Source organism: Ramlibacter sp. (assembly GCF_029866045.1).
Lineage (GTDB): Bacteria > Pseudomonadota > Gammaproteobacteria > Burkholderiales > Burkholderiaceae_C > Ramlibacter.
In genome coordinates, this window is sequence record NZ_JARXAB010000084.1 from 1 (window position 1) to 10,198 (window position 10,198).

A 10,198-nucleotide genomic window follows, 5' to 3' on the forward strand; every position below is an offset into this window, starting at 1 on the left:
AGGCACTGGCACTGTGCGAGGGCGCGCCTGTGGCCTGGGTGATCGGTGGCGCCGAGTTGTATGCGCAGGCCGCTCCGCTGGCCCAGGTGGCCGAGGTCACCCTAATCAACGCCGACTACCCGGGTGACGCCTTCGCTCCCCTGCTGGGTCCGGGCTGGACCGAGTCGGCCCGCAGCGCTCACACCTCAGCGACGGGGCTTGGCTATGAGTTCATCCGCTACCAACATGCCCCTACGTAAGCACAACCTGAGGAGACCACAGCATGTCCGGAGGCGGTTTTGATGTCCATGGTCCGAATGACTACAGACTCGAGCGCGCCCAGCAGCGGGCGGCTGAAGGCTACAGACATGGGGCCAATGGCCTGCCTGTATCCGTGAACGCAACAGCTCCCTGGACGGATACGCTCGCGCACCCAGCCACTTGCTGCATACCCTCTTGAGCCCGGCATGAAGATCGCTACCTGGAACGTCAACTCCCTGACCGCACGCCACCAACATGTGCTTGACTGGCTGGCTGGCCAGCCAGCGGACGCGCCGGTTGACACCCTATGCCTGCAAGAGCTCAAGATGACCGAAGACAAGTTCCCGCTGGAGGCCCTGGCCGCCGCGGGCTACCCGCACTGCGCGGTCTTCGGCCAGAAAACATACAACGGCGTGGCCATCGTCTCGCGCCATCCGCTGTCCGAGGTCACGCGCAATGTCGAGGGCTTCGCCGACGAGCAGTCGCGGGTGATTTCCGCCACCGTGCAATCGCCCGGGGCTGAGCCTCTGCGGGTCATCAACGGCTACTTCGTCAATGGCCAGGAGCCAGGCAGCGAGAAGTTTGTCTACAAGATGGCCTGGCTCGACGCATTGCACCGTCAGGTGAGCGCCGAACTCGCCCGCCACCCGCGGCTCGTGCTGTTAGGCGACTTCAACATCACGCCGGAAGACCGCGACTCGTATGACCCGGAGGGCCTGCGCGAGACCATCCACCACACCACCGAGGAGCGCCGCCATTTCCAGGCGCTACTCGCCCTCGGCCTCACCGACGCCTACCGGCTCTTCGAGCAGCCAGCCAAAAGCTTCAGCTGGTGGGACTACCGGATGCTGGGCTTCCAGAAAAATCGCGGCCTGCGGATTGACCATATTCTGGTGAGCGCACCGCTGCTCGGCCAGGTGCAAGCCTGCACGGTGGACCGCGCGCCGCGCAAGTGGGAAAAGCCAAGCGACCACGCACCGGTGGTGCTCACGCTCTGAGAGATCAATCGAGCTTCAGATCCTGGATTTTCCGGGTGATCGTGTTGCGGCCGATGCCCAGCTTTTGGGCGGCTTCGATGCGACGCCCGCGGGTGTTGGTCAGAGCGGTCACGATCAGACGAGACTCGAAGCGCCGGGTGAGCACGTCCCACACGTCAGTGCGGCCTGCGGCCAGCAAGGCCTGAGCCTCGCGTTCCAGGTCCTGCTCCCAGGTACCGGCCTCGTCAACCGGCCCGTACGCTTGGGACATGAGGGGCGAAGCAGAGGTACCGTCGGCAAACTGCGCCGACGCCGCACCCACGGGGCCGGCGTCAGCGATGGCCGCCGGGCTGACTGCGTCGGCCTGAGCGGCCAAGGGCGCGCCGGCCGACAACAGGGTCTCCCCCACCTCGGGCGGCAGATCCTTGGGCTCGATCAATTGGGATGGCGCCATCACGGTCACCCAGTGACAGATGTTTTCGAGCTGCCGCACATTGCCCGGAAAATCAAACAGGGACAAACGGGCCAGGGCCGCGTCGGAGATGCGCTTGGGCTCCACGCCCAGTTGCCGCGCTGACTGCTGCAGGAAGTGGCGCACCAACATGGCCACGTCCTCGCGCCGTTCGCGCAAGGCAGGCAAGCGCAGGCGAATCACATTGAGGCGGTGGAACAAGTCCTCGCGGAATGCGCCGGCCTTGACGCGTTGCTCCAAGTCCTGGTGGGTCGCGGCGATCACCCGCACATTGGCCTTGACCGCACTGTGCCCACCCACTCGGTAAAAATGCCCGTCGGAAAGCACCCGTAGCAGACGGGTCTGCAAGTCAAAGGGCATGTCGCCGATCTCGTCGAGAAAAAGCGTACCGCCATCGGCCTGCTCGAACCGGCCGCGGCGCATGGTCTGCGCGCCGGTGAAGGCGCCGCGCTCATGGCCGAACAACTCTGACTCGAGCAAGTCTTTCGGAATGGCCGCGGTGTTGATCGCGACAAAGGGACCGTTCGTGCGCGGCGAGTGCTTGTGCAGTGCGCGCGCCACCAGTTCCTTGCCGGTGCCCGACTCGCCGGTGATCATCACCGTGACATTGCTTTGCGAGAGCCGCCCGATGGCGCGAAACACGTCCTGCATGGCCGGCGCCTGCCCGAGCATTTCGGGCGCGGCCACCATGCGCTCTTCACCCACCTCCTCGCGCTGGCTCTCTTCCACCGCGCGGCGGATCAACTCGACGGCCTTGGGCAAGTCGAAGGGTTTGGGCAGGTATTCAAAGGCGCCGCCTTGGAAGGCAGAGACTGCGCTGTCCAGGTCGGAGAAGGCGGTCATGATGATGACCGGCAGGCCTGGGTGGCGCTCCTTGACCTTGGCGAGCAAATCGAGGCCTGAGCCACCCGGCATGCGGATGTCGCTCACCAGGATCTGCGGGCCGTCCTCGTCATTGGCCGCATCCAGCGCCTGCAGCACCTCGCGTGGGCTGGTGAAACTGCGGGTGGGCAGGTCCTCGCGCAACAGCGCCTTCTCGAGCACGAAGCGGATGCTTTGGTCATCGTCAACGATCCAGATCGGCTTCATCGGGGTTTCTACCTCGGGTTGTGTTCGAGCGGTCAGGGCAAGGGAATCAAAATTTTGAAATCCGTCCGGCCTGGCACGCTGTCACATTCGATCAGTCCGTGATGCTGCTGGACGAAGGTCTGCGCCAACGTGAGCCCGAGGCCTGAACCGCCTTCACGCCCTGAAACCAGGGGGTTGAAGATGCGATCCTTGATGGCTTGGGGCACGCCAGGTCCGTTGTCGATGACATGCAATTCCAATGCCAGGCGATACCGCTGCTTGCCAAAGGTGACCTGGCGGGCAATGCGAGTGAGCAAAATCAATTGCGCATCGCCTGCAGCAATGCGCTCGGTCAGGGCTTGGCAGGCGTTGTGCGCGATGTTGAGCACGGCCTGGATGAGCTGCTCGCGATCGCCTCTGAACTCGGGTAGCGAGGCGTCGTAGTCACGCGCGACCTTGAGGCCGCGCGGGAACTCGGCCTCGATCAGGGCGCGCACCCGCTCGCACACCTCGTGGATATTGACATCGCCCACCACATGCGGCCGGCGGTGCGGCGCCAGCAAGCGGTCGACCAGGGTCTGAAGCCGGTCGGCCTCACGGATGATGACTTGGGTGTACTCCTTGAGGTGGTCACGCCCCTCCAGCTCCATCTCCAGCAGCTGCGCCGCGCCGCGCAGGCCACCCAAGGGATTCTTGATCTCATGCGCAAGGTTGCGAATCAGCTCCTTGTTGGCGCGGGCCTGGTCCAGCAGGCGCTCCTCACGCTCTTGCCGGGCCAACTGCTCCTGCGGCAGCATTTCCACCACCACCTCACCCTCCCGGTCTCCGGGAGCAACCACCACATGCACCGGCAAGGGGTCATCCATGGTCCGCTGCAATTGGGCTTCGTAGCGCAACGCGCCAGAGGCGTTTTGCACAGCGCGCTGCAGGGCGCTGTGCAGCAGCCCCGGCTCGGAGAAAGATTGGGGAAAGTCGGACCCTTCAATGTTGCGGCGGGAAATTCCCAGCGCATCTTCCAGGGCCGAATTGGCGAACACCACACGCCCTCCCGGATCGACCACCGCCACCAAAGTGGCGAGCAAGTCAAAGGGCGCGAATCGGAGGGCTGGCGGAGGGGTCGAGGTGGAGGGCTTCAAGCCACCTATTTTGACGCAGTCAGCCGCGACAACTCCCTCTGGATGCCGGCAATATCGGCCTCATTGCGAGCGATCGCGGCCTTGAGCTCGGCGACCCGGTCCAGATACTTCTGGTGGTTGCGTGTTTCGGGGCCGAGCTTCTCGGGCTCGCCGTTGTTGTATTCCCTCTGCAATTCCGCGCGGCGGCCCTCGGCCTTTTTGAGTTCGCTGTCCAGAATGTAGCGAGCGTCGGCATCGCGCGCGCGCTGCTCGGCGCTGTCCACCCGCGATCCGCTGGAGGCGGGGGCAGGGGCTGGGCCGGCCCCTGCGCCGGCGGCCGCAACGGCCGGACGCGGCGGCGCCTGCTGCACCCGGGTGCCGGGCACCACGGTGATGTTGCCGCCCTCAAGCGGCTTGCAGCCCTTGGCCTGGGCCTCGACCGCATCGTTGGTATAGGCGTTGCCGCATCGATAGATGCGGGTGCCGCCAGAGGGAGCGCCCTGGGCGTGGGCCGCCAAGGAGGCGACAGCCACCAGGAGGACGGGCAGGAACTTCATGGGTAGCGGCCTTATCACATGCATTCTTGTGTATGCAGTATGGCCCAAAGCCGGACAAAAGAAAAAGGGCGGCTTGCGCCGCCCTTTTGGTGCGTTGCCCTTTCGGGCAAGCCATGACCCCGGAGGAATCACAGGCTGTAGTACATGTCGAACTCGATCGGGTGGGTCGTCATGCGGAAGCGGGTGACTTCCTGCATCTTGAGCTCAATGTAGGCGTCGAGCATCGAGTCGGTGAACACACCACCCTTGGTGAGGAAGCCGCGGTCCTTGTCCAGGCATTCCAGAGCCTGGTCCAGGCTGTGGCACACGGTCGGGATCTTCGCGTCTTCTTCCGGGGGCAGGTGGTACAGGTCCTTGGTGGCAGCCTCGCCCGGGTGGATCTTGTTCTCGACACCGTCCAGACCAGCCATCAGCAGGGCGGCAAAGCCCAGGTAGGGGTTCATCAAGGGGTCCGGGAAGCGGGCCTCGATGCGACGGCCCTTCGGGTTGGCCACGAAGGGAATGCGGATCGACGCAGACCGGTTGCGCGACGAGTAGGCCAGCTTGACCGGCGCCTCGAAGCCAGGAACCAGGCGCTTGTAGCTGTTGGTGCCGGGGTTGGTGATGGCGTTGAGCGCGCGGGCGTGCTTGATGATGCCGCCGATGTAGTACAGCGCAAACTCAGACAGGCCGGCGTAGCCATCACCGGCGAACAGGTTCTTGCCATCTTTCCACACGGACTGGTGCACGTGCATGCCCGAGCCGTTGTCGCCCACCAGGGGCTTGGGCATGAAGGTGGCGGTCTTGCCGTAGGCGTCGGCCACGTTCTGGATGACGTACTTTTGCAGGATGGTCCAGTCAGCGCGGCGCACCAGGGTGTTAAACCGTGTGCCGATTTCGTTTTGACCAGCGCCCGCCACCTCGTGGTGGAACACTTCAACCGGAATGCCCACCGACTCGAGAATCAGGGACATCTCGGCGCGCATGTCCTGGGTGCTGTCGACCGGGGGAACCGGGAAGTAGCCACCCTTGACGGTCGGGCGATGGCCCTTGTTGCCGCCTTCGATCTGCTTGCCGGTATTCCAGGAAGCCTCGTACTCGTCGACCTTCACGAAGGAGCCGGACATGTCGGCGCCCCAGCGGACGTCGTCAAAAATGAAGAACTCGGGCTCGGGTCCGAAAAAGGCGGTGTCGCCCAGGCCGGAAGCCTTGAGGTAGGCCTCGGCGCGCTTGGCGATCGAGCGGGGGTCGCGGTCGTAAGACTTGAGGTCCGCCGGCTCCAACACGTCGCAGGTGAGGATCAGCGTGGGCTCTTCGAAGAAGGGGTCAAGGTTGGCCGTGTCCGGATCGGGCATCAGCAGCATGTCGGAGGCTTCGATGCCCTTCCAGCCGGCGATGGACGAGCCGTCGAAAGCGTGGCCGTGGGCGAACTTGTCTTCGTCAAAGTGCGAGATCGGCACGGTCACGTGCTGCTCTTTGCCGCGGGTGTCGGTGAAGCGGAAATCAACGAACTTGATTTCGTTTTCCTTCACCATCTTCATCACGTCGGCGACGGTCTTAGCTGCCATCAGAGGTTCTCCTGGTTTCGATGGTTGTTGATCAATACGGTGCATTGAATGCAGATTTCGTGCCACTCGGACGATGCCGTCAGCTGAACTGCGCAGCCTGCGATTGTCGCCTATCCCAGGGGCGACTTTGACCCGGACGTGAGCACCGGGCCTTTCCGCAACTCAATCTGGACTGCGGGGCGCACCAAACTGGCGCGTCATCGCGCACCAAATTGGGATCACCCGCCCCGCACCAACTCTGGGCCCAGTTGCACCGGGAAGGCGCGCAGCCCTTCCCGCAATTGCTGATAGGCCGGCTCGACCGCTACCGGCTCCCCCTTGACCCCGAGGTCAATGTGCCGGCCCCACTGCGGATGGTCGACGCTGGGCAGGCTGAACACCTTCACCTGCGGATGGTCGCGCTCCACCGCTTCCATCAGGGGCGTGAGCGTGGCCTCGATGCCCGCCAAGACGATGACCGACTTTTCCAGATAGGCCGCGCGGCGGAAGCGGTCGGCGTAATGCGTATCGAGCACCCACTCGATCATCGGCCAGGCCATCACCGGAAAGCCCGGCACGAAATGCACATGGCCCACACTGAAACCAGCGACCTTGTTGTAGGGGTTGGGGATGATGCTCGCGCCTTCGGGGAACACCGCCATGTTCAGGCGGTGAACGTTGTCTGGCCGCTCGGGGTCGTAGGGCACGCCTTGCTCACGGGCCTGATCCCGCATGCGTTCACGCAGCAGCGCCGCGGCCTCCGGCTGCAGGGCCAGCGGGCGCCCGAGAGCGGCTGCGGCGCACTGCCGGGTATGGTCATCAGGCGTGGCGCCAATGCCGCCGCAGGAAAAGACAGGCGTCGAGCCAGCGAACGCGCGCCGCAGTGTGTCGGTGATTCGCTCCGGCGAGTCGCCCACGTACTCTGCCCAGGCCAGTTGCAGGCCACGCGCCGAGAGCAGCTCGATCGCCTTGACCATGTGCTTGTCGGCGCGCTTGCCCGAGAGAATTTCGTCGCCGACGATCACCAAACCGAATTCGTTGTTCATCTTCATCCTTATGACTTTCCTGCCAGGCGCTTAAAGCCCAACCACTGCTGCGCCCAAAAGCCCCGGCCATAGTCCCTGCCCCGCTCCACCTGGTCCCGCACGCCCGTAGGGTCGTAGCGGTCCTCGAAATTGGCGGTGCCGAACATCATGTCCCACCAGGGCAGGAGCACGCCGAAGTTGCAGCCCCCCAGCACCTCTTTGCGCGCCAGCCCGGGTATGTCGCCCGCCACCCGAGTCTCGTGACCGATGCCCACCGCATGGTGGCGCCGGTGAAAGCGCGGGCTGACCCACAGCCGCTCGCCCCAGCGCCCGAAGGCCAGGCGCAGGTTAGCGTGCTGCAGATTCTCACTGAGCTGGCTGATCGCCACGATGGCCACGAACTGCCCCGGCGCCACGCCGATCACCTGCGCCAACAGCACCAGCAGGGCGTCGACCAGCAAGTCGTCGAGCAGGTGGTTGCGGTTGTCGCTCCACATCGTCATCTGCCGCTGCGAATGGTGCATCGCGTGCAGTGCCCACCAGGCGTGGACCGAGTGCTGGCCGCGGTGGATCCAGTACTGGGCGAAGTCAAAGGCCAGGAAATACAGCACGAGGCTAACCCAGGGGATGTCGCTCACCCCGGGCCAGAGTTGGTCCAGGTGAAAAGCGCCCACGCCCTGGCCGTGCAGCCACCCGAAGGCGGCGTCGAACAGCGGGTCGACCGAGAAAAACAGCGCCACCCGGAACAGGCCCAGCCGGTGGACCAACGTGTACGCCACGTCGGTGCGAATGCCGGCGCCGTCTGTCACCGCCTCCACCGGCCGCCAGCGCTGCAGCGGACCGATCACAGCCAGCATGACCAGGATCTGCAAAAGGCCCACCAGCAACCAGCCGGTGGCCACATAGCCGTCTTCCAACAGGTTGCCCAAGCCCATGGCGAACATGGCGGGACGCACGACCGCCTCGAACAGCGCCTGCTGCCCCACGGAAAACCAGGTGTCGATCCAGTCCATCACGTCTTGCTTGATTCCTCTTGCACCATCGCCGCGCGCCGGCTCAGATCACTTGCAGCAATTGCATCACCTGCGGCCATGTTGAGCGATCCAGTCCTTGTAGGTGGGGTGCTCGCGCAGGGTGGCAAAGCACAAACCCCGTGACTTGAGGCCGGTAATGAGAGGCTCCAGCACCGCCGGCGCCCACGGGTCCTTGCGTGACCAGATCCCCAAGTGCGCCACAAGAATATCGCCAGCCCTCACCTCCCGCAGCGCCTTCTCCAAAAGACGGACATTCGGCCAGGACTCACTGGACAGTTCGTCCCCCAGAAAGCCTGCCGGCGACCAGCCCACATGGGCAAAGCCGCAGGCGTGGGCAGCGGCCACCAGTTGGGGCGAGGTCTTGCCACCGGGCGCGCGAAACAGTGGCAGCGCCTTCTGACCGGTGACTTGTTCAAGACGGGTGGCGGCGCGCTCGATCTCCGCGCAGTAGGCCGGCGCGCTGAAGGAGCGGGTGATGCCGGCTTGCGGGCCGGCCGAGGCGCGCACGGAAAAGACCGGTGTCGCTGGCGATGCGCCAGAGGCCGGCAGATCCGCCCGCCAGTAAACATGGTCAAAGGTGTGAGAGGCAAAGGCATGCCCCTCGGCCGCCCGCGCCTTCCACCAGGGCGCCCAAAAATCCCCCAGGCTGCCATCCCCCTCGCGCGTCAGCTCATTCGCGGCGAAAAAAGTCACCCTCACCTGGTGGCGCGCCAGAACCTCGGCGATCAGGGGCGCTACGCCCATGTGGCCCGTGTCGAATGTGAGGTAAATGGGCCGGGAGCAGGCCGGACCGGTGGGGGCCGGAAGGGTCTGCCCAGCCTGGGTTTGGGTCTGGGTTTGGGCCTGTGTCTGGGCCTGGGCAGCGAGGGAGACGGCGCACCAGCCGACCAAGGCAGCGCCCACCCACGCACACGCCCGCCGCACGAAACTCGTACCCCCTGGTTGCCGCATCGTCCCCTTGCGCAGCATCGCTCCCAACCCCGTCAGTTGCGGCGCGCGTGGTCTAGCGTCCAAACGCCGTGTGGCGACTTGCCCACCGCCACCTGGCGCACGATCTTGCGCGTTTGGGTGTCGATCACGGTGAGCTTACGGGCCCAGCGCGAGGACACGAGCAAAAGCCGGCCATCTTCCACCACCTCCATGCAGTCCGGTCCGCCCGGGGCCTTGAAGGTGTCGACCACTGCAAGCCGTGTCAGGTCGATCTTGCTGATGGTGTCGGCGACCCGGTTGCTCACAAAGACATGCCGGCCGTCACCGGCTGCGCGGAAGGCGTGTGCGCCCTCCCCCGTCTTGATGCGGCTGGTGACGCGCGGCTCCTTGCCAGCCACGTCCCAAACCTCGACCGAGTCACCGCCGGTCAGGCCGACCAGCAAGGTGCGGTCATCGGCCAGGCCGAACAGGTCAGCCGGCATCGGCCCGGTCTTGGCCCGCCACCTCAGGGCCTGGGTGCCCAGGTCGATGGCGACCAGTTCGTCGCTGTCCTGCATGGTCGAATACACCGTGGTCGACTTGCTGTCGATCCACAAATGGCTGGGGGTCTTGCCGGTGGGAATGCGTTTGGCAAGTTGCAGGTCCTTGCCGTCCCAGCGGTAAATGTCCACATGGTTCAGCCGGTTGGCGGCGGTGACAAACCACTTCATATCCGGCGAGAAGCGCAGGTGATAGGGATCGAGAATGCCCCGGATTACCCGCTGGACCTCGCCAGATCGCGGGTCGATGAATGTAAGCGAGTCGGACAGCGCATTGGCCACGATCACCGACTTCTCGTCCGGTGTGAGGTAAAGGTGGTGCGGCTCCTTGCCGGTGGGTACGCGACGGGTCTCCTTCCAGCTAACCGGGTCGACCACCGACACGGAGGCGTCCAGGGAATTGAGGACAAAGATTGGGGACTTGAGCGCAGGGGCGCTGCCAATCTGGCCGGAGGCAACCTGGGCGGGGCCGGAGGCCACGGCATTTGCCGGCGTGGACGCGCCCGGGGTCTGTGCCATGGCTGGCGGAGCAGCCAGTGAAAAGATGCAGAAACCGGCAAATGCCTGGATCAGTACGAGCTTGCGCAGAAATGAGTTCACGCGGGACCTTCGACAACGACGGGACGAGTGTAGCCCCCACGGCCTCGCTAGCCTTGCGACTGCCGCAGCCGGTCAAGGTCTTCGGGCTCGAGCCAGCGCCATTGCCCAGGCGCCA

At 64.8% G+C, this 10,198-nt stretch carries 10 protein-coding genes; 2 read left to right on the forward strand and 8 right to left on the reverse strand.

Going from position 1 to position 10,198, the window contains the following annotated elements; translation table 11 throughout:
• Positions 1-239 (forward strand): dihydrofolate reductase (locus QE494_RS09605; RefSeq protein WP_300042782.1); only part of this gene is annotated, 239 nt, incomplete at its 5' end.
• 207 nt (positions 240-446) lie between these two features.
• Positions 447-1,238: an exodeoxyribonuclease III gene (gene xth / locus QE494_RS09610; RefSeq protein ID WP_300042783.1), complete on the forward strand. Its 792-nt coding sequence runs from the start codon at positions 447-449 to the stop codon at positions 1,236-1,238.
• A gap of 4 nt (positions 1,239-1,242) precedes the next feature.
• On the opposite strand, the gene ntrC is transcribed toward xth, so the two are convergent.
• The 8 genes from ntrC to QE494_RS09650 all read right to left on the reverse strand — a co-directional run bounded on the left by ntrC (position 1,243) and on the right by QE494_RS09650 (position 10,002).
• Positions 1,243-2,778, reverse strand: a complete 1,536-nt coding sequence (ntrC, locus tag QE494_RS09615) for a nitrogen regulation protein NR(I) (RefSeq protein WP_300042784.1) — start codon at positions 2,776-2,778, stop codon at positions 1,243-1,245.
• Between the two features lie 32 nt (positions 2,779-2,810).
• Positions 2,811-3,893: a nitrogen regulation protein NR(II) gene (gene glnL, locus QE494_RS09620; RefSeq protein ID WP_300042785.1), complete on the reverse strand. Its 1,083-nt coding sequence runs from the start codon at positions 3,891-3,893 to the stop codon at positions 2,811-2,813.
• A gap of 5 nt (positions 3,894-3,898) precedes the next feature.
• Entirely contained in the window at positions 3,899-4,429 is a 531-nt protein-coding gene (locus tag QE494_RS09625) for a hypothetical protein (RefSeq protein WP_300042786.1), read from the reverse strand.
• A 128-nt stretch (positions 4,430-4,557) separates the two neighbouring features.
• A complete protein-coding gene (gene glnA / locus QE494_RS09630) occupies positions 4,558-5,976 on the reverse strand; it encodes a type I glutamate--ammonia ligase (RefSeq protein ID WP_300042787.1) in 1,419 nt (472 codons plus the stop codon).
• A gap of 218 nt (positions 5,977-6,194) precedes the next feature.
• Positions 6,195-7,001: a molybdopterin-binding protein gene (locus QE494_RS09635; RefSeq protein ID WP_300042789.1), complete on the reverse strand. Its 807-nt coding sequence runs from the start codon at positions 6,999-7,001 to the stop codon at positions 6,195-6,197.
• A gap of 8 nt (positions 7,002-7,009) precedes the next feature.
• Complete coding sequence (locus tag QE494_RS09640; protein ID WP_300042788.1) at positions 7,010-7,993, reverse strand: sterol desaturase family protein; 984 nt, start codon at positions 7,991-7,993, stop codon at positions 7,010-7,012.
• 66 nt (positions 7,994-8,059) lie between these two features.
• Positions 8,060-8,785, reverse strand: a complete 726-nt coding sequence (locus QE494_RS09645; protein ID WP_300042790.1) for a polysaccharide deacetylase family protein — start codon at positions 8,783-8,785, stop codon at positions 8,060-8,062.
• A gap of 212 nt (positions 8,786-8,997) precedes the next feature.
• The gene (locus tag QE494_RS09650) at positions 8,998-10,002 is read right to left on the reverse strand and encodes a YncE family protein (RefSeq protein WP_300042791.1); all 1,005 of its coding nucleotides are present in this window, start codon (positions 10,000-10,002) and stop codon (positions 8,998-9,000) included.
• Positions 10,003-10,198 lie beyond the last annotated feature (196 nt).